This window comes from Mesocryomonas lacus (assembly GCF_055730135.2).
Window position 1 is genome coordinate 546350 of the sequence record NZ_JBUZWE020000001.1, and the last position, 18559, is coordinate 564908.

At 63.9% G+C, this 18559-nt stretch carries 14 protein-coding genes, 1 tRNA gene and 1 pseudogene; 9 read left to right on the top strand and 7 right to left on the bottom strand.

The features are described 5' to 3' along the window. Positions 1–2 precede the first annotated feature (2 nt). Both ACZLZY_RS02640 and ACZLZY_RS02645 read right to left on the bottom strand, forming a co-directional pair. Positions 3–215 (bottom strand): hypothetical protein, encoded by a 213-nt coding sequence (locus ACZLZY_RS02640; RefSeq protein WP_472931874.1) that lies wholly within the window; start codon positions 213–215, stop codon positions 3–5. A 297-nt stretch (positions 216–512) separates the two neighbouring features. Continuing rightward, positions 513–1385: an ATP-binding protein gene (locus tag ACZLZY_RS02645; RefSeq protein WP_472931875.1), complete on the bottom strand. Its 873-nt coding sequence runs from the start codon at positions 1383–1385 to the stop codon at positions 513–515. A gap of 144 nt (positions 1386–1529) precedes the next feature. On the opposite strand from ACZLZY_RS02645, the gene yajC reads away from it, so the two are divergent. The 4 genes from yajC (at position 1530) to ACZLZY_RS02665 (ending at position 5252) form a co-directional block, all read left to right on the top strand. Further along, complete coding sequence (gene yajC / locus ACZLZY_RS02650; protein ID WP_472931876.1) at positions 1530–1877, top strand: preprotein translocase subunit YajC; 348 nt, start codon at positions 1530–1532, stop codon at positions 1875–1877. Between the two features lie 88 nt (positions 1878–1965). Continuing rightward, the gene (locus ACZLZY_RS02655) at positions 1966–2355 is read left to right on the top strand and encodes an Mth938-like domain-containing protein (protein WP_472931877.1); all 390 of its coding nucleotides are present in this window, start codon (positions 1966–1968) and stop codon (positions 2353–2355) included. A gap of 27 nt (positions 2356–2382) precedes the next feature. Then, a complete protein-coding gene (locus ACZLZY_RS02660) occupies positions 2383–3234 on the top strand; it encodes a phytoene/squalene synthase family protein (RefSeq protein ID WP_472931878.1) in 852 nt (283 codons plus the stop codon). 224 nt (positions 3235–3458) lie between these two features. After that, positions 3459–5252 (top strand): DUF4153 domain-containing protein, encoded by a 1794-nt coding sequence (locus ACZLZY_RS02665; protein WP_472931879.1) that lies wholly within the window; start codon positions 3459–3461, stop codon positions 5250–5252. On the opposite strand, the gene trmFO is transcribed toward ACZLZY_RS02665, so the two are convergent. Together trmFO and ACZLZY_RS02675 are read right to left on the bottom strand one after the other, a co-directional pair. Next, positions 5235–6695, bottom strand: coding sequence for a methylenetetrahydrofolate--tRNA-(uracil(54)-C(5))-methyltransferase (FADH(2)-oxidizing) TrmFO (trmFO, locus tag ACZLZY_RS02670; protein WP_472931880.1), 1461 nt, complete (start codon positions 6693–6695; stop codon positions 5235–5237). The genes ACZLZY_RS02665 and trmFO overlap by 18 nt on opposite strands. Positions 6696–6891: 196 nt before the next feature. After that, the gene (locus ACZLZY_RS02675; RefSeq protein WP_472931881.1) at positions 6892–7038 is read right to left on the bottom strand and encodes a DUF1127 domain-containing protein; all 147 of its coding nucleotides are present in this window, start codon (positions 7036–7038) and stop codon (positions 6892–6894) included. Between the two features lie 480 nt (positions 7039–7518). Between ACZLZY_RS02675 and ACZLZY_RS02680 the strand changes: the two genes are divergently transcribed. Next, positions 7519–7602, top strand: a tRNA-Leu gene (locus tag ACZLZY_RS02680). A 210-nt stretch (positions 7603–7812) separates the two neighbouring features. Here ACZLZY_RS02680 and ACZLZY_RS02685 read toward each other — a convergent pair. From ACZLZY_RS02685 to ACZLZY_RS02695, 3 genes and pseudogenes are all read right to left on the bottom strand, one after another. After that, positions 7813–9295: pseudogene (locus ACZLZY_RS02685) on the bottom strand (lipopolysaccharide biosynthesis protein). A 771-nt stretch (positions 9296–10066) separates the two neighbouring features. Continuing rightward, entirely contained in the window at positions 10067–10207 is a 141-nt protein-coding gene (locus ACZLZY_RS02690; RefSeq protein WP_472931882.1) for a lasso RiPP family leader peptide-containing protein, read from the bottom strand. Between the two features lie 945 nt (positions 10208–11152). Next, positions 11153–11620, bottom strand: coding sequence for a hypothetical protein (locus tag ACZLZY_RS02695; protein WP_472931883.1), 468 nt, complete (start codon positions 11618–11620; stop codon positions 11153–11155). A 484-nt stretch (positions 11621–12104) separates the two neighbouring features. Here ACZLZY_RS02695 and tig point away from each other — a divergent pair, with 484 nt between their 5' ends. The 4 genes from tig (at position 12105) to clpX (ending at position 18513) form a co-directional block, all read left to right on the top strand. Beyond that, positions 12105–13463, top strand: a complete 1359-nt coding sequence (gene tig, locus ACZLZY_RS02700) for a trigger factor (RefSeq protein WP_472931884.1) — start codon at positions 12105–12107, stop codon at positions 13461–13463. Positions 13464–13743: 280 nt separating this feature from the next. Further along, on the top strand, positions 13744–16050 hold the full coding sequence (locus tag ACZLZY_RS02705; RefSeq protein ID WP_472931885.1) for a mechanosensitive ion channel domain-containing protein: 2307 nt from the start codon (positions 13744–13746) through the stop codon (positions 16048–16050). A gap of 220 nt (positions 16051–16270) precedes the next feature. Then, entirely contained in the window at positions 16271–16903 is a 633-nt protein-coding gene (locus tag ACZLZY_RS02710) for an ATP-dependent Clp protease proteolytic subunit (protein ID WP_472931886.1), read from the top strand. Between the two features lie 341 nt (positions 16904–17244). Continuing rightward, entirely contained in the window at positions 17245–18513 is a 1269-nt protein-coding gene (gene clpX, locus ACZLZY_RS02715; RefSeq protein ID WP_472931887.1) for an ATP-dependent Clp protease ATP-binding subunit ClpX, read from the top strand. Positions 18514–18559: the final 46 nt, after the last annotated feature.

Here is an 18559-nt window from a genome sequence, read left to right on the forward strand (position 1 = left end):
CGTTACATTCGCTCGGCGCGGCGGACATACTCCACCGAGCGTGCCACCTGCGTTTCCTGGCTGCGGCCGCGCGGCCGGGTGATCTCTTCGACGTGGTATCGGCTTCCATCGGCACAGACGCGGTGCACCGTTCCCGAACGCGGGTAAACGGCATCGGCGCACTTCTGCGCGGGGGCAAGGCACCCCGCCGGGATCGACAGCAGAAACGCAGCCACGGGGAGGGAGACTGCTTTTCGCATGAAGACGACCATCTGGCGGGAGGGAAAGGGTAGGTCGGAGCGAACGGCCTGGAAACCGGATGCCCGCTTTCATGCGGCTTGGCTGAGCGTATCCGGCGGATCCACCGGACGGGCGATCGCCGCACGCTGTGGGTGTTTCCAGGGCTGGACAGCACCATGGCGCGAAAGCCAGGCTCTTCGCCAGAGCCCTCTTGACCGGACCCGCGCGCGATGGTCGCGTCCGCGGGCCCGGAGCAGGCCTTTTGCCGGTTGAGAGAGATTGCGGAGGCGGCGCTAGGATGCCAGCGGCTGACCGAGGCGTCCGGCGAGGTCCTGGATGAACTGAAAAGCGACGCGGCCCGAGCGGGCGCCGCGGGTCGTCGCCCATTCCAGCGCGGCATGCCGTGTCTCGGCGGGGTCGGCGATGATGCCGTAGGCGCTGACATAGCCGTCGACCATCGCGAGATAGTCGTCCTGGCTGCATTTGTGGAAGCCGAGCCACAGCCCGAAACGGTCGGACAGGGAGACTTTCTCCTCCACCGCCTCGCCGGGATTGATCGCCGTCGCGCTCTCGTTCTCGATCATGTCGCGGGGCAGGAGATGCCGGCGGTTCGACGTCGCATAGAACAGCACGTTGTCCGGCCGTCCCTCGACGCCGCCGTCGAGCGCGGCTTTCAACGACTTGTAGGAGGCGTCGCCCTGGTCGAACGAGAGGTCGTCGCAGAACAGGAGGAAGGAGAACGGAGCGGCGCGCAGGAAGCCCATGAGATGCGGCAGGTGCTCGATGTCCTCGCGGTGGCTCTCGATCAGCTTCAGCGGCGGCCGGGTGCCGCCTATCTCGGCGTTGACGGCGGCATGCGCCGCCTTGACGAGCGAGGACTTGCCCATGCCGCGCGCGCCCCAGAGGAGGGCGTTGTTGGCCGGCAGGCCCTTGGCGAAGCGTAGCGTGTTCTCGGTGAGGATATCCTTCGAGCGGTCGATGCCACGCAGGAGGTCGATGGCGACCCGGTTGACCCGCGTCACGGGCAGCAGCGCTGCCGGCGGTTCGTAGACGAAGCAGTCGCTGGTGGTGAAATCGGGCGCTTCGGGTTTCATCGGGGCCAGCCGCTCGAGGCTTGCCGCGATCCGCTGCAGCACGGACATCAGATCGTCCGGGTTCTTGTCCATGCGCCGTTCCCTCATCAAACCGGTGTGCGGCCGCGCCTTGCGGGCCGGCAGCGGTTGCATTCGGGGGGACCGATCGTATATTCCGCGCGGGACGTAAAGGATGACGCGGTCGTTTTCCTCGCCATGTATCTCCAGGAGTAGTCGATGTTCGTGACCGAAGCCTTCGCCCAGGGCGTTGTTCCTTCCACTGGCGGAGGCACCAGCGAACTGCTGATCAGCATCCTGCCCTTCGTCGCGGTCTTCGCGATCATGTACTTCCTGATCATCCGCCCGCAGCGCACGCAGCTGAAGCGCCGCGAGGAAATGCTGAAGAACATCCGCCGCGGCGATACCATCGTCACCGGCGGCGGCATCATCGGCAAGGTCATCAAGGTGCTCGACAATGGAGAGCTCGAAGTGCAGATCGCCGAGCAGGTGAAGATCCGCGTCCTCCAAGGCACGGTCACCGAAGTGCGCGTCAAGGGCGAGCCGACGGCCGCCAACGCGAAGTAAGACAGCCTCCCAAGGGAGCGAGACCATCGTCGGCCGGACGGATCCGGTCGGCACGCGCAGCTTTCGGGCGGCGCCAAGGGATAGGCGAATGGCTGAGGGCATCGAGTTTCGCAAGGCGCACTTCCCAGGCAGGGCGCCAATCGAGGCCTATGGCAATGGCGGCTTTCGCTTTGCCGCCATGTCCCACCGCGGCTCGATCCTCTGCTTGCCTTCCGGCATCTACGGCTGGGAAGCGACGATCGAGCAGCCTTTCACCGGCGAGCGCCTCTTGAAGGTCTTCGAAGAGTCGGACGAGATCCGCTTCGTGCTGTTCGGCACCGGGCCGGACATCCGGCGCCTGCCGCCAGCGCTGGCCGAGCGCTTTCGCAAGGCCGGCATCTCCTGCGACCCGATGTCGACGGGAGCAGCCGTGCGCACCTTCAACGTCATGCTCGCCGAAGGCCGCCCCGTCGCAGCGGCCCTCGTGGCGGTGGACTGACGTGGTGGATCGTCCGGACGCCCGCCGATGACCCCAGCAGCGCTTGCCGATGCCTATGCCGAGTGCGCACGGCTGGTAGAGGCGCAGGATCCCGACCGCGCGGTCTCGGTCCTTTTCGCGCCCCTCGACAGACGCGAGCATCTTCTCGCCCTCTACGCCTTCAACATCGAGACCGCACGGGTGCGCGAGCAGATCAGCCAGCCGCTGCCCGGCGAAATCCGGTTGCAGTGGTGGCGCGACCGGATCGAAGCGGGTCCGGACGGCGAGGGCGGGCAAGGCAACCCGGTGGCGGAGGCGCTGCTCGATACCATCAAGCGCTTCGAGCTGCCGATCGATGCCTTCGAGCGTTATCTCGAGGCGCGCATCTTCGACCTCTACGATGACGCGATGCCGGACCGGCAAGCCTTCGAAGGCTATGCCGGGGAAACCGCCTCCGCCATCATCGTCCTCGCCGCCATGATTCTGGCTGGCAGGGAAGCCGCGGAAGTGACTGATGCGGCTGGCCATGCCGGCGTCGCGCAGGCCGCCGTCGGCGCCGTACGCCTGCTGCCGATCCACCGGGCACGCCGCCAGGTGTTCTTCCCCGCCGACTTGCTGGCGGCAGCTGGAACGTCGGCCGACGACCTGCTGTCGGGGGCGGCCGAGCCGACGCTGCGGGCCGTCACCGCCATGCTGGCGCTCGGCCGCGACCATTTCGGACGATACCGTCATCAGCGCGACCGGTTGCCGGCCAGCGTGCGAGCGGCTTTTCTGCCGGCCGAAATGACCGCTGTGTATCTCGACCGTATCGCCGCCCGCGGCTCCGCCGAGATCGAAACGCCGTCCCGTATCGGTCCCCTCCGCCGGTCCTTCCTCTACTGGCGCGCCATGCGGCGTTAGCGAGCGCCGTCTGCTGCCGCGAGCACGCTTCTTCCCGCGCTGGTAATGGTGTCGTCCATTGTTGCCTGACTACCCGCTGAATACCCAGCCATGGTCCTGTCCGCTGGACTCCCAACGACGAAACGTCCGTTGTGGGGCGATCGGACGCCGGGCCCTCCGGTGAGCCCTCCGTTGCCGACCCCTGCGGCAGCCCGGCCTGTCTTCCGCCGACCATGGAGAAAGCGATGGCCCCGACACGCATGAGCAGCATCACGCGGTTTGCGCGCCAGCTGGCGCGGGGCGCGGGACTGGCGACCGGACGGTTTCCGGTCGCCGCACTCGCGATCCTCACGGTGTCGGTGCTGGCCAACGCGTCCCTGGCCGGGATCGATCTTCTCCCGGAGGAGCAGATGATCCGGCTGGTGCTGGCGCTGCATGCGGCGGCGGCGATCGCCGTCGGCACCCGCCTGTTCACCGAAGCGCGGGCGATGGGCCACCGCTCTCAAACGCTGCTGCCACTGGTGGCCGCAGCCGCAGCGGGCCTTAGCATCGCCGCAACCGGCCAGCTCTGGCTGCTCGCGCCGCCGGTGCTGACCGCCCTGACACTCGCCATTCCGCTGGCGCCCTATCTCGGTCGGCCCGACGACGCGAAATTCTGGACATTCACGCTCTGGACCGTCGTCGGCGTGACGCTCGCCTTCCTGTCGGTGCTGCTCTTCGTGCTCGGGGTCTCCGCCATCCTCGAAATGGTCCGCTATCTCTTCGAGATCGGGCTCAGCAGTGACGCCTACGGCCATATCTATGCGACCGCGCTGACACTGGTCGGCCCGCTCTTTGCGCTCGGCCGCATCCCGACCGAGTTCGAGGAGACGACCTCGGCGGCCGACGACCGTCTGGCGCAAGGCGTGCGCTTCCTGTTCGACTGGGTTGCGACGCCGCTCGCCCTCGTGACAGCCGTCGTGCTGCATCTTTATGCCGCCAAGGTCCTCCTCGGCGCCGTGCCGAAGAACGAGATCGGCTGGATCGTCAGCTTCTATGCGCTGCTGGTGCTGTCGATCCGGGTGGTGGTGGATCCCTTTGCCGAGACCGGCGCGCAGAGTACCCGGCTGTTCGGCCGGATCTGGGCGTGGATGCTTGTGGTGCCGCTGGGCCTTCTCACCTACGCCGCCGGCGTGCGCATCGCCGCCGAGGGTATCACGCTCGAACGCTACTATCTCAGCCTGGCGACCCTTGCGGCGGTGCTGATCGTGGCCTTGCAGGCGGTGCCGCGCCTGCGGGGCGATATCCGCCTAATGTGCGGGCTGCCGCTTCTCCTGTTGGCGCTCTCGGCTGCGGGGCCGTGGGGTGCCGGAGCGACGGTCGGGCGGAGCCAGGCCGGGCTTATCGCAGCCTCGCTGCTGGGGCCGGGTGCGCCGGAGTCGCTTGGCCCATCGCAATCGGAGGCGTTGCGCTCGCGCCTCTACGCCCTCGGCGAGGTCGGAGAGATCCCCCGCATCCTACCGCTGTTGCCCGAACCGTTGCGCACGGAAATGGCAGCGCTGGAAAGCGAAGCGCCAGATACGCTCGCGCAGGTGCTGATGACACGGCTTGGCATCGGCTACGGGCAGGTGGCGGGCGAGGCGGCCGATGCGCCGGTCCCCCGGACCTTCTCCGCCCTGCGTCCCGCCGCCTTTGCGCTGGACGGCTTCGATACGGCGCTCCCCGAGCAGATCATCTATCCCGTCAGCGGAACGGCGCCAAGCCTGACGCCGGATCCAATGCTCGCGACGCTCGATGGCGGCAACCTCGTGCTGAGCACGCGGCGGGAAACCGACAGGTTCTCGCTTGCTCCGGCTATCAGAGCGATGGACGGAGATCGATCGCCGACGCCCGCGGCAAACCTTGCCGCGGTCGTCGCCGATCTGACCTCTGAGACCGGCCGGAAAATTCGCGCCCGGATCAGCTACGCCATGCTCGACGGGACGACGGGCCTGCCGACGCAGCTGACGGTGACGCTTCTCTTGCGCCGTGCCGACTGGCCCTCACTCCGCCGCGACTGAGACCGCGTCCGGGGCCACCTCTGCCGCCGGCTGAACGGGCGCCAAGGCTGGCAGACCCAGCCAGGCGCGGCAGTCGGCCAGCGCGCGGACGGACATCGCCCGGCGGCGGTGGTTGGTCTTTTCCTTGCCGCGAACGCGCTTGCCGTCGACGCGTGGCAGCTTCGACACTTCCACCGGTGGGAACAGGCCGAAATTGACGTTCATCGGCTGGAAGGAGCGCTTGCCGCTCTCCTCGACGGCCGAGAGATGTCCGCCGGTGATGTGCGACAGGATCGCGCCCATGGCCGTCGTCGCCGGCGGCGGCGCAAGATCCCGTCCGAGCGCTTCGGCCGCGGCAAAGCGCCCGGCGAGGAGGCCGATGGAGGCCGATTCGACATAGCCCTCGCAGCCGGTAATCTGGCCGGCAAACCGCAGGTCCGGCCGCGACTTCAGCCGCAGCGCCGTGTCGAGCAAGCGCGGCGAATCAAGATAGGTGTTGCGGTGGAGGCCGCCGAGTCGCGCGAACTCGGCGTTCTCGAGGCCGGGAATGCTACGGAAGAGACCGGCCTGGTCGCCGTAGCGCAGCTTGGTCTGAAATCCGACCATGTTGTAGAGCGTGCCCAGCGCATTGTCCTGTCGCAGCTGGACGACGGCATAGGCCTTGATGTCGGGCTGGTGGGCGTTGGTGAGGCCCATCGGCTTCATTGGCCCATGCCGCAGCGTTTCCGCGCCGCGCTCGGCCATCACCTCGATCGGCAAGCAGCCGTCGAAATAGGGCGTGCCTTCCCAGTCCTTGAACAGCGTCTTGTCGGCGGCACACAGCGCCTCGATGAAGGCGAGGTACTGCTCCTTGTCGAGGGGACAGTTGATGTAGTCCTTGCCGTTGCCGCCCGGCCCGACCTTGTCGTAGCGCGACTGAAACCAGGCCTTGTCCATGTCGATCGATTCGAAATGCACGATCGGCGCGATGGCATCAAAGAAGGCGAGGGCGTCTTCGCCGGTCTCGGCGCGGATTGCATCGGCTAGCGCGGGCGCCGTCAGCGGCCCGGTGGCAATGATCGTCGAGCCCCACTCGGCAGGCGGCAGGCCCGACACTTCCTCGCGCTGCAGTGTGATCAGCGGATGCGCTGCGATCGCGGCTGATACCGCTTCGGCGAATCCATCGCGGTCGACCGCTAGCGCGCCGCCGGCAGGCACCTGGTTGGCATCGGCGCAGCGCATGATCAGCGATCCCGCCAGCCGCATCTCGGCGTGCAGGATGCCGACCGCATTGGTCTCGGCGTCGTCCGACCGGAAGGAATTGGAACAGACGAGTTCGGCCAGCTGCTCCGTCTTGTGCGCCTCGGTGCCGCGCACCGGCCGCATCTCGTGCAGGATGACGGGAACACCGCTTTCAGCGATCTGCCAAGCGGCTTCCGAGCCGGCAAGCCCGCCGCCGACGACATGGAGAGGTTTGTTTTGCATGAGAAGACTTTAGCACCGGGCCGGCGGCGGGGAAAGCGGCGGGCAGCGGCGGGGAAAGCGGACCCCAGAAACGACAACACCCACCGGGGGAGGAACCGGTGGGTGTCGTTTTCAAACCTGCGATGGGAGGAGGATTCGCAGGCTTCAATCCGCTCGGGCGCTGGGAGGAGGAGTGCGCCCTCGCGAAACTCTGGGTTTAGCGGACCGCCTGGCGGGCGATCGAAGGAATGTCGGCGCGGGAGATGCCGAGGTCGGAAAGCTCGCGCTGCGACAGGCGGTTCAGCTCACCGCAGGTCTCGCGGTAACGGCGCCAGTTGTTGTAGCTGCGGACGATGTTGTTCATGGCTCTCACTTCGGGTTCTAATCGATTGAAACGGTAGTTATCAGTCCGTCCGTTTCGATGGGCTAGATGTAGCTGCATGGCTGGCCGCGTACCAGATCGCAGTTTGCATAGCTGATCTGCGGGTTGTGCATTGCAGCAAATCTAGCGGAATGCCTGGAAAAGTGGGTTTTCGGCCGTCTGCCTCTCATCGTCCTGCCGAAGACAACGGCCCCGCGTTAACGCAATCTCAACATGTCTTCGTTCGAGCGGACGCGGTAAGGTTGGATGGTATCGAACGGATCCCAGCACGGGCGCGGGCTAAGGCCCTGGACTGGCAGAGGAGGACCTCCGAGATGCTCATCGCTGGGCCGCGGGTGCGCGGCCGAACGATTTATGTCGGCTCGAGGTCCTCGCCTTGCACGTCTGCGCATTTGCCCTTTGACGCCTGCCGGACTGGTGTTATGCAGCCGTGCCTGCCGAGCGATCGGCCTGGCGCACCGTGCGGGTGTGGCGGAATTGGTAGACGCACTAGATTTAGGTTCTAGCGCCAAAAGCGTGGGGGTTCGAGTCCCTCCACCCGCACCAGCCTATATCCAAGCCGTTGATCTAGTGTCATAATCCGCGTCGGGCGAGAGCCTTGCGACGATCGGGGAATGCAGCGATCCTACAAAGATCTCGATGCCAGCAAGGGTTCTTCGACGCGTAGTGCGTTACGGTCTGAACATCTGGCAATACCAGTTCACGGTCTCAGCTTAATCCGTTTCCAGCGTGTCCGGCATCCTGCCACCTCGCAGTTCAGGCCCGCCTCAAGCGGAGCACCCGTAACTTGCGAAAAAGGCCCATAATTTCCTGCTCGGGTCCTCGCGGATAGGACTCCAGTCGCCAGGCCAGAAGCAAGGTTGCGAGGTAGACGACGCCCGATATAGCCACGGTTCCGATGATCGTCAGGGGCAGGCCGATGACCTGTCCCTCCGATCCGACCAGCATCTGGAAGGTGACCCCGGTCACGACCATGCAGGCGGTGGCGATGAAGTTCCTTCGGTTTGCCGTCAACTGGTCCGCGATCTTGAGATCCAGAAGCCTGCTGACCAGGGCCATCTCGATCAGAGTGCCGATCGTCGTGGTTACCGCCCGCGCGATCAGTATGCCGGGTAGACCGCCGAGGATGAGGCCCAGGAAGGATATCGGAACGCGGGCGCACAGGATGATGGCATCGCGCTTGAACAAGGCTTTGGTTTTTCCCAAGGCCATTGCCGTCGGTTGGATGGGGCTGCCGATCGTCTGAAGGGCCACCGTCGCCGACACCACCTGGATGACCAGCTCAGCCCCCAGCCACTTCTCGCCAACGGCCAGCAGGATAAAAGGATGGGCAATGATCGCGAACCCGATCCCAATCGGGAACGCCACCATGGACAGGCTCGATTGGGCGAGCTGATAGGGGGATCGGAGGCGTTGGTGATCACTGTTCATCCGCGACGGACGGGAACAACATTTGTGAGATCGGCGTCGTCAGCTCCCGCGTCGGCAGGTTCGCCAGATTGTCGCCGAACGAATAAATGCCGAGCTTCTCGCTGCCGAGATAAAAGCCGATCAGGAGCTGGTCGATCTTCGTGCTGACGGTGTTCACGATCTGCGAGTAGGACAGCCAGATTGAGAATGACAACAGCTCTCTCGAGCGCCTGAAGGTCATGGCGGGAAGATAGGGAAGCTGAATGTAGCTGATCACGACAAATGAGACTTGGGCGGCGAGTGAACCGACGACGAGCGCCCAGTAATTTTTGTAGATGAGGGCGAACACGATTCCGACGACGAACCCGGTCAGCTTCATCGCTATGCCCTGGACGAAGTCGGCGTGGCAGTTGAGTTCGCGCGTGAACAAGACCCGCTTCGGATTGCTCAGGCACATGATGAAGCTGCTGAGCGACAAGGCCATGATCAGCTCGAACAGGCGCGCATCGCCGTACCAGATGGAGATAGGATAGGCCGCAGCGGCGACACCGACGGTGACCACCGCCGAACGAATAAAGTTGAGGGTGAAGACGGTGTTGAAATGCGTTTCATCAGGTTTGTCGTGCTGGATGAGCGCCGTCCCCAAAGGAAGTTCGGTAAACGATGAAACAACGGCGAGTATTGTCGTGCCGATGGCGACAAGGCCGAAATCATCTGGCGTGAGCAACCGGGCCAGAAATAGTGTGCTGACGAGTCCCAGTAAATTTATCGCGATCCTGGCCGCAGCAACCCAGGCCGCTCCACGCAGCGCCAGCGACCTGATATCCATAGACGTCCCTCGAATTCAATAACGCGACCGCGTTATATCAACCGTTTGCCAGCAAATGTCTGTAGCTCACAGGCCACATTGGCATGGTGACGCTTGGTAAGGCGAGGGTTTGCGAAAAGTGTCGCGCTTGCAGCATATTTCTGCATCGCGCGTCACACGTAAACTGAACGGTCTGCCAATCCGCGGTGCGCAGAATGACGCAGCCGTTGCTCCGAGCCATCGAAACGACAAGGCTAGCCTTTGGCGGCCTCAGGGCTTGGGATCTGGCAGCAAGCCAACGGCTAAGACTTCGGCCGCTACCGTTGCGGAGTGAGTGGTATCATCCGTCCATCGGAAGCAACGATAAGCCATACGTCGCACCACCTAGCCGATAACGATCGGACCGCTTGGTGCAGTTCGTCAGACGAAGAGGCAGCGGAAGCGCGTGTCGAAGCTGTGCAGGGATATCCAGCCCCAGCGTCTGCTTGGCTTAACCCTTACGGTCGGCTGGTAAGCGCCGGCTGTTCTGACGGTGCTGAGAGGAAATCCGGCCGCGTGCTCTACGGATCAATGCCGCTGCACAATCAACTCGCTTGCCTCGACGGTAGTCGTGCGAATGAAGGCCGAGCGGTGCAATGTCGGCGGGCCTACGCAAGCTGACGGGGCGTGACAAGCGTGCTGCAGCGCGAGCGCCTTGTCGAGGTTTGAGAGCAGAACCGTCCCGCATCGGCTTTGTACATTCATCGGGCTGTCGTACGGGCGGCAGGTAAACCTGCCGCCCGCCGCGTAGAATTAGGAGAAAGTAAGCTCGCTGAAGGGGGTGCCGGTCGGGAACGTCGCATCGAGCGAGTTGCCGGTGGAGCCGCCCTGGGTCAGCTTCTCGATCGAGCCGTGAGCGCGAAGGGTCGGGGCCTGGTAGATTTTCTTTGCCATTTTAGTTCTTCCGTCGCCATCACAAGGCGACTTTTGTTCGGAAGGTTAAGTTACGCTGCACAGTAAGCCGTGCATCTGGTTTTATAAGCGTCAGTGAGCGTTTGGCAATGAATGCTGACCCGTGACCGTGGAAAGGCCTGCGGCAGGGGCGATCTACCGGTAGGCGTCTTGTTTGAGCCGGAAGCACTCCAAAGTTGTTGGCGGCGAAAATAAGTATACCTTACTTTTACGCGGTTTTATGTGGCGCGCTGTTCATGAGTTTAGAGACATTCAGCTCGGCCTTGCAAGCTGAGCGCCCACGCAGCTCAAGACGCAGATACGGTGCAGTTTGAGGCCGAGCTTAAGCGTATACGAGAAGGGTTGCGCTGGCCCAATCCCGGTCCTGAAATCGGTAGCGCGCAATGTTCGTTGTCAATAAGAACGGCCGATTGCCTTAAATAGAAATCAAAGTAACCTAAAAAAGATAAAGATACAGGATGAGTAAGCGCAAAGTGGTAAGAGCTTTAATTTGTCCGAAATGGTCGGGCGCTTTTACGCAAAGGAAGTAGTCGGTATCGCTTGCCAGCTCTGTTCGGTTTTGGCTTACCCCTTTGCCCGGCTGATGGTGCGCATGCGAATGGCGAGGGCGAGGGTAGATCGCGCATTGTCTCGGCAGATTCATACGGGTTTGGCGGAAGTGCAGAAACGGAGACGGACCGCCGAGGGGAAACCTTGTATTTGTACGCCGTCTCTCTCTCCGCACGCATGCGGGCATGCTGGTTTCCAGCCTTTGCCTGACAATCTATAACGGTCTCGGCATCCGTCTGCCCGTCGCCCGATGAGGTTCTTCGAGCCGGAGCGGCCGTTACAGGGGGGGCTAAGGACGTCCGGTGCTGCTAGAACGACGTGCACGTCCAGAGCCATTTTGTATGGCTTGGCGGCGATGCCCGCGGTCCGATGCCGAAGTTAGGACGCCAGAGGCGGCGATCCTGTTCGCCGAGCCGCGAACTTGCGCGATCGGTTTTCCTCGCCGTGCTGGCCGAAAGCCGAGCGCAGCGCGTCCTCCATTCGCCTCAGCCAGGATTCGGCCTCGGCGGCGCGGTTGTTGGCGCGGGCGGCATCCTCATAGGCCAGCTGGGTTTCCTCTTTCGCCAGCTTCAGAAGCGACTGCAGGGCGTGGAATTCCTTCATCGAGACGCCGCGCTGCAGCTGGATCTGCAGCCGGAGCGCCGCAATCTCCATGTCCTTGTTGCGCAGTGCCTCGTTACAGGACTCCGTTGCCCGACGCTCCGCCGCGACACCGTTGACCGGAACAACAGCTGGCAAGGCGGCGATGCGATAGCCGAGGTCACGGCAGGAGGCGGCCTGCTCGTCCTGGGCGATCGGCGGCATCCAAGTAGTGTCCAGCAGGGCTGCGTCGCCGGGTTGGTCCATCTCATGTCCTTGAAGAAATATTCGGGACAAAATGCGCCGTTCCCTTTCATATACAATATTTCGGTTGCCGCCGACTGCTTTCGACGGTCACAGCTAAATATCAGGGGGTCAGAAAGATTACTCAATATTAGGTGTCTAGCTTTCCTTTGGGCGCCACTGAGCGTTCCATTGCAGTTCAGCGGATCGGGATCCGGTTTCAAAGCGGGGAGGGCAAGCCGCACGCGGCGGCACCTTCGCGGGTCGGGTGCCGGGCCTTCTGCGCCCGGCAGCGCGTCGCGGGGCGCACCCGGCGCGCGCCCCCTTGCGACACAGGGACCCCTGCGATAAAAGCCGCCTCAGGTCTCGGAATTGGATATAGGGCCTGGTGCCTGACTGCGTGGAGACAGCGCACTCCACCCGCAATTACCGACGGGACAGAATTTCTCCATTATCGCACGGCGGACGTTCGAGAGCCCGCCGCTCGCAAAGGTCAAGGGTTGAGACAATGCAGGTTACCGAAACCAAGGCCGAAGGCCTGAAGCGCGAAATCCAGGTCGTGGTCCCGGCCTCCGACCTGCAGACTCGCCTGCAGACCAAGCTGCACGAGGCGAAGGGCCAGGCGAAGCTCAAGGGTTTCCGCCCGGGCAAGGTGCCGATGGAGCACCTTCGCAAGATGTACGGCCGCTCGATGATGGCCGAGATCGTCAACCAGATCATCAACGAGTCCCCGCGCTCGATCATCGCCGACCGCAAGGAGCGCTCGGCCATGCAGCCAGAGGTCGCGATGACCGAGGACGAGGCCGAGGCCGAGAAGGTGCTGAAGGGCGCCTCTGACTTCACCTTCACCGTGACCTACGAGACCTTGCCGACCTTCGAGCTGCAGGAGACCAAGGGCATCAAGATCGAGCGTCCGATCGTCGAGATCGCCGATGAGGAGGTCGAGGACCAGGTCAAGCGCATCGCCGAGAACGCCCGCAGCTTCGAGCCGAAGGACGGCGCGGCCGAAAGCGGCGACAAGGTCACCATGAGCTTCCTCGGCAAGATCGACGACGTGCCGTTCGACGGCGGGCAGTCCGACGAATCGAGCCTGGTGCTCGGCTCCGGCCAGTTCATCCCGGGCTTCGAGGACCAGCTGATCGGCGCCGCCGTCGGCGAGGAAAAGCAGGTCAAGGTCAACTTCCCCGACGACTACAGCGCCCCGCACCTCGCCGGTAAGGCCGCCGTGTTCGATGTCGTGGTGAAGTCGGTGTCGAAGCCGAACGAGCTGGAGCTGAACGACGATCTCGCCAAGCAGCTTGGCCTCGAATCGATCGAGCGTCTGCGCACCGTCGTCCGCGAGCAGATCGAGAGCCAGTACGGCTCGGCCACCCGCCAGAAGGTCAAGCGCCAGCTGCTCGACGCGCTGGACAAGGACTACACCTTCGAGCTGCCGGAGAAGCTGGTCGAGGCTGAGTTCAACAACATCTGGCTCCAGGTCACCAGCGAGCTGACCAAGAGCGGCAAGTCGTTCGAGGACGAAGAGACGACCGAGGAGAAGGCCCGCGCCGAATACCAGCGCCTTGCCGAGCGCCGCGTCCGTCTGGGCCTCGTCCTGTCGGAGATCGGCGAGAAGGCCAACATCCAGATCACCGACGAGGAGATGCAGCGCGCCGTGTTCGAGCAGGTCCGCCAGTATCCCGGCCAGGAGCAGCAGATCTACGAGTACTTCCGCAGCAATCCTGAGGCCGTCGCCAGCCTGCGCGCGCCGATCTACGAGGAGAAGGTCGTCGATCACCTGCTCGCGACCGTCGACGTCACCGACATCGTGGTCTCCAAGGAAGACCTGATGAAGGAAGATGAGGAAGAGACCGCTGCCGTCGCCTGAGACGCTCGGTAAAAAGTTGAAGCGGAAGGCCGGCATTTGCCGGCCTTTTGCGTTAGGGCAAGATTTTCTGCAGCGCCAGGGGATGGGCGGCGAGTGAGGCCTCAGTCTCGCCAAACCGAGCGTTTTCATAGCCAATGAGCCAATGAGCCAATACGCCGGACGCCGGACGCCGGCGTTGCGCATCGGGAATGCTGCGCCGGGGCGCCGGTGGCGACAATTACACCAGAAGCGAAGTCATGGTTTCCTGATGCAGAAACTCGTCTCAGCCGGAGCCGCCCTGATGTTGTTCGGGCTGGCGCTGTTCTTCTCCGCCGGCGCCAGCGCCCAAGTGCCGGGCCTCTCCGCCCTGACCAAGCCAGCCGCAACGTCGGAGGCGGCCGCCAGCGATCCGACGCTCGACGACCTCGTCAAGATTCTCGAGAACGACACGACGCGCGCGAAGCTCGTGGAAGCGCTGAAGTCGGCGGCTGGAACCAGGGCTGTAGAGCCGGAATCCGAGCCGCTGGCGGTATCCGTGCCCGACGAGGTGGCGCGCGCGAGCCAGGTGCTCTTCGTCAATGCCTTCGCGCTCGCCGATGAGGTGGCGGAGTCCGCGGGGAGGGCGCAGAAGCTCCTGGCGGGGGCCGGCTCGCTCGATCTGCCCCGCATCTACGAGGCGATCCTGCCGGTCGTGCTGGTCGCCTTCGCGGTTTTCGCCGCCTATGCCGCCCTGCAGTTCGTCAAGCGACCGATCTTCGCCCGGCTGGAGGCACGGGCGGCTTTCGCAGGGCCACTGGCAAAGCTCCTCCTGCTCGCGATCGTCGCCGCCGTCGACGTGCTGGCGATTGTCGCATGCCTTGCGGCAGGCTATGTCACAGCGATCCTGTTCTTCGGCGGGCCGCCCAATATCAACCAGGCGCTGTTCCTCAACGCCTTCCTGTTCATCGAACTGGTCAAGGCGGCCTTCCACGTGTTCGTCGTGCCCGGGCACCCGAAGCTGCGGCTGACGCCTTTCGGCGACCGTCACGCGCTCTACTGGTCGTTCTGGATCTCCCGGCTGATCTCGATCCTCGGCTATACCTTTCTCTTCGTGGCGCCGGTGGTGGAGAAGAACTCGAGCGTGGCCGCCGGTGATGCTGTCCGGTTCATCGTCGCCTTCATCTCGCTCTGCCTCATCATCTTCCTGATCCTGCGCAACCGGGCGACCGTCCGCGAAAGGCTCAGCCGCCAGCGGGCGCGGGGAGACCGCAGCTACAGCGCGCGCTTCCATGCCTTCCTCGGCAAGATCTGGTGGGTGCTGGCGATCATCTTCGTGCTGTCGCTGTTCTCCGTCTGGCTGAGCAGCCCGGACGAGGGCCTGCGCTTCATGACCTTCGCGACCTTGAAGTCGGTCGGCGCCATGGCGCTGGGCGGCCTGATTGTCTCGACGCTGACCAAGATCATCGTCAAGGGCATCCCGGTGCCCGACCGGGTGAGGGAGCGCCTGCCGCTGCTGGAGCGCCGGGTGAACTCCTTCATTCCCAATGCCCTCACCATCCTGCGCGTCCTGGTGGTGATCGTCGTCATCGGGTTCATCCTGGAGGCTTGGCGGCTGTTCGATCTCGGCGGCTGGGCGACGACCGAGGTCGGGCAGCGCGTCGTCAGCGGCACGATCGGCGCGGGCACGGTGATCCTCCTCGGCTTTGCCGTGTTCCTCGGCGTCTCCTCCTGGATCGAGTATCGGCTGAACCCGAATTTCGGCTCCGTCCCGACCTCGCGCGAGCGGACGCTGCTGTCGCTGCTGCGCAATGCCTTCACGATCACCCTCGTCGCGATGATCATCATGCTGGTGCTCTCGCAGATCGGCCTCAACATCGGGCCGCTGCTGGCGGGCGCTGGCGTCATCGGCCTTGCCGTCGGCTTCGGCGCGCAGAAGCTGGTGCAGGACATCATCACCGGCGCCTTCATCCAGTTCGAGAACGCCATGAACGAGGGCGATGTCGTTCTCGTCTCGGGCGTCTCCGGCGTCGTCGAGCGGCTGACCATCCGCTCGGTCGGCCTGCGCTCCATCGACGGGACCTATCACCTCATTCCCTTCTCCTCGGTTGACCAGGTCGCCAACATGACCAAGGATTTCTCCCAGTTCCTCATCGATCTCGGCGTCGCCTATCGCGAAAATATTGTGGAGGTGAAGGCGCTGATGCAGGAAGCCTTCGACGAGGTGAGGGCGATGCCCGTCGGCGCCGACATCATCGCGGACTTCGAGATGTTCGGGGTCAACGAACTCGGCGACTCCGCCGTGGTGGTGCGCGGACGGATCAAGACGCGGCCCGGCAAGCAATGGGGCATCGGCCGTGCTTACAACGAGATCGTCAAGCGCCTTTGCGACGAGCGCAGCGTGGAGATCCCGTTCCCGCACATGACGGTCTGGTTCGGCGAAGACAAGCGGGGCCAAGCGCCGCCGATGCATCTTGCCGCAGCCCCGATCACGGCGGCCGTGGCGGCGCGGGCGCTGGCGCCGGACCCGTCTGATGCCTCGCACTACGGCTCCGTCAACCGCGACGGCTCGCGGATCCCGCCGGCGGTGGGCGATATCGATGCCCTCGATAATCCGCAGGATGAGCGCTGAATCGCCGAGAGCGGTGAAGGCGGCGGGATCGCCCGGAGCGTAAATCCCGCGACGGACGCACCGCGCCGCAGCTGCCCGGATTAAGCCTTCGCGCGGCTTCCCGGAGAGCCATCTTGCACAGATGGGGCGTCACGCCCTATCTGTGCTTTGGGCCAAGGCCGACTGATTCCCGGGGTGCGGTTCCGCCGCGCCCGAAACACCAGCACCGAAAGCACCCCCCATGATGCACCCCGTGGAAAGAGCGATGAACCTCGTGCCGATGGTGGTCGAACAGACCAACCGCGGCGAGCGCGCCTACGACATCTTCTCCCGGCTCCTCAAGGAACGCGTGATCTTCATCACCGGGCCCATCGAGGACGGCATCGCGACGCTCGTCTGCGCGCAGCTGCTGTTCCTCGAGGCGGAAAACCCGAAGAAGGAGATCGCCCTCTACATCAACTCGCCGGGTGGCGTCGTCACCTCGGGCATGGCGATCTACGACACCATGCAGTTCATCCGTCCGCCCGTGTCGACCCTCTGCATCGGTCAGGCCGCGTCGATGGGCTCGCTGCTGCTCTGCGCCGGCGAGAAGGGCATGCGCTTTGCCACACCGAACGCCCGCATCATGGTGCACCAGCCGTCCGGCGGTTTCTCGGGCCAGGCGTCCGACATCGAGCGCCACGCGCTGGACATCATCAAGCTGAAGCGTCGGCTGAATGAGGTCTATGTCACGCACACCGGCCAGGATCTCGAGACGATCGAGCGCACCCTCGACCGCGACCACTTCATGACCGCCGACGAGTCGCGCGAGTTCGGCCTGATCGATAAGGTCTACTCGTCGCGTGACGAGCTCGAGGCGCATGTGCCGGGCTGATACCCGCCGAGCCGGCGTTTCCGCCGGCTGAGCATCTTTCCCGGATGCGCTTTATCAGCGCATTCGGGCAGCTCGGCTTCACCGTTTCGTGCGGTGCTGCCGACCCGCAGGACAGTGCGATGCGCCTCGGCCTTGATCTGGTGGACGCCCGCTTCTACCTTGCCGCAAACGCCGGACAGCATCGCTCAAGGTTGCTCCTGCATCATCGACAACGAGCTAAAGTGTCATAAACCGAGAAAACCGACTGCAAAATGCTGCAGTTGCAATCGGCTCGGGCTGGCATAAATTAGGGTCCGATACGACCGGCTTGACGACGGACACCGGACCGGAAGGAAGAACCAATGAGCAAAGTGAGCGGCGGCGATTCGAAGAACACGCTCTACTGCTCTTTCTGCGGAAAGAGCCAGCACGAAGTCCGCAAGCTGATCGCCGGCCCGACGGTCTTCATCTGCGACGAGTGCGTCGAGCTGTGCATGGACATCATCCGCGAGGAAAACAAATCCTCGATGGTGAAGTCGCGCGAAGGCGTGCCCACGCCGCAGGAGATCATCGCGGTTCTCGACGATTACGTGATCGGCCAGGCCTTCGCCAAGAAGGTGCTCTCGGTTGCTGTGCACAATCACTACAAGCGGCTGGCGCACGCTTCCAAGCACAATGACGTCGAGCTGGCGAAGTCCAACATCCTGCTGATGGGCCCGACCGGCTGCGGCAAGACGCTGCTCGCGCAGACGCTCGCTCGCATCCTCGACGTGCCCTTCACCATGGCCGACGCGACGACGCTGACCGAGGCCGGCTATGTCGGTGAGGATGTCGAGAACATCATCCTGAAGCTCCTGCAGTCGGCTGACTATAACGTTGAGCGGGCGCAGCGCGGCATCGTCTACATCGACGAAATCGACAAGATTTCGCGCAAGTCCGACAACCCGTCGATCACCCGCGATGTGTCGGGCGAGGGCGTGCAGCAGGCGCTTCTTAAGATCATGGAAGGCACCGTCGCTTCCGTGCCACCGCAGGGCGGCCGCAAGCACCCGCAGCAGGAATTCCTGCAGGTCGACACGGCGAACATCCTGTTCATCTGCGGCGGCGCCTTCTCGGGCCTCGACAAAATCATCTCGGACCGCGGCCGCAAGACCTCGATCGGTTTTGCCGCCAACGTCTCCTCGCCGGAAGACCGCCGCACGGGCGATCTCTTCCGTCAGGTCGAGCCTGCCGATCTACTGAAGTTCGGCCTGATCCCGGAGTTCGTCGGGCGTCTGCCGGTGCTGGCGACGCTCGAGGATCTCGACGAGCCTGCTCTGGTGCAGATCCTGGTCGAGCCTAAGAACGCACTGGTGAAGCAGTACCAGCGCCTGTTCGAGATGGAGAACGTCGAGCTGTCCTTCCACGAGGACGCGCTGAAGGCGATCGCCCGCAAGGCGATCGAGCGCAAGACCGGTGCGCGTGGCCTTCGCTCCATCATGGAAGCGATGTTGCTCGACACGATGTTCGACCTGCCGACACTCGAAGGCGTGCAGGAAGTCGTGATCTCCGAGGAGGTCATCGATGGCAAGGCGCGTCCGCTCTACATCTATGCCGAGCGCAAGGACGAGAAGGAAAACGTCAGCGCCTAGTGCGGCGGCGGCGTTGCCGCCGACGAGAATTGGGGTCCGACGGACA

Bases quoted from the DNA above. Each gene is read 5' to 3' on its own strand.
- ACZLZY_RS02645 (WP_472931875.1), bottom strand. From the start codon at position 1,385: ATGGACAAGAACCCGGACGATCTGATGTCCGTGCTGCAGCGGATCGCG.
- yajC (WP_472931876.1), top strand. From the start codon at position 1,530: ATGTTCGTGACCGAAGCCTTCGCCCAGGGCGTTGTTCCTTCCACTGGC.
- ACZLZY_RS02655 (WP_472931877.1), top strand. From the start codon at position 1,966: ATGGCTGAGGGCATCGAGTTTCGCAAGGCGCACTTCCCAGGCAGGGCG.
- ACZLZY_RS02660 (WP_472931878.1), top strand. From the start codon at position 2,383: ATGACCCCAGCAGCGCTTGCCGATGCCTATGCCGAGTGCGCACGGCTG.
- ACZLZY_RS02665 (WP_472931879.1), top strand. From the start codon at position 3,459: ATGGCCCCGACACGCATGAGCAGCATCACGCGGTTTGCGCGCCAGCTG.
- trmFO (WP_472931880.1), bottom strand. From the start codon at position 6,695: ATGCAAAACAAACCTCTCCATGTCGTCGGCGGCGGGCTTGCCGGCTCG.
- ACZLZY_RS02675 (WP_472931881.1), bottom strand. From the start codon at position 7,038: ATGAACAACATCGTCCGCAGCTACAACAACTGGCGCCGTTACCGCGAG.
- ACZLZY_RS02690 (WP_472931882.1), bottom strand. From the start codon at position 10,207: ATGGCAAAGAAAATCTACCAGGCCCCGACCCTTCGCGCTCACGGCTCG.
- ACZLZY_RS02695 (WP_472931883.1), bottom strand. From the start codon at position 11,620: ATGGACCAACCCGGCGACGCAGCCCTGCTGGACACTACTTGGATGCCG.
- tig (WP_472931884.1), top strand. From the start codon at position 12,105: ATGCAGGTTACCGAAACCAAGGCCGAAGGCCTGAAGCGCGAAATCCAG.
- ACZLZY_RS02705 (WP_472931885.1), top strand. From the start codon at position 13,744: ATGTTGTTCGGGCTGGCGCTGTTCTTCTCCGCCGGCGCCAGCGCCCAA.
- ACZLZY_RS02710 (WP_472931886.1), top strand. From the start codon at position 16,271: ATGATGCACCCCGTGGAAAGAGCGATGAACCTCGTGCCGATGGTGGTC.
- clpX (WP_472931887.1), top strand. From the start codon at position 17,245: ATGAGCAAAGTGAGCGGCGGCGATTCGAAGAACACGCTCTACTGCTCT.